Consider the following 229-nt stretch of genomic DNA (forward strand, 5'->3'; position numbering starts at 1 on the left):
CAATTAGTAAGACCCCTTGAAGACGACGAGGTTGATAGGTTCGGGGTGGAAGCACGGCAACGTGTGGAGCTGACGAATACTAATCGGTCGAGGGCTTATCCTAAATGAGTTAAAGATCACTTCAGCTAAACTTTCGTATCCAGTTTTCAATGTGCAAACATTGAACATCGTTTGGTGGCGATGGCGGAGGGGAACCACGCGTTCCCATACCGAACACGACCGTTAAGCC

At 48.9% G+C, this 229-nt stretch carries 2 rRNA genes; both read left to right on the forward strand.

The window, feature by feature from the left end:
- Positions 1–103: ribosomal RNA gene (locus NQZ67_RS30225) — 23S ribosomal RNA — on the forward strand; the annotation flags it as partial.
- 67 nt (positions 104–170) lie between these two features.
- A 5S ribosomal RNA gene (rrf, locus tag NQZ67_RS30895) occupies positions 171–229 on the forward strand; the annotation flags it as partial.

It is taken from the genome of Paenibacillus soyae (assembly GCF_024623455.1).
GTDB classification, from domain to species: domain Bacteria; phylum Bacillota; class Bacilli; order Paenibacillales; family Paenibacillaceae; genus Pristimantibacillus; species Pristimantibacillus soyae.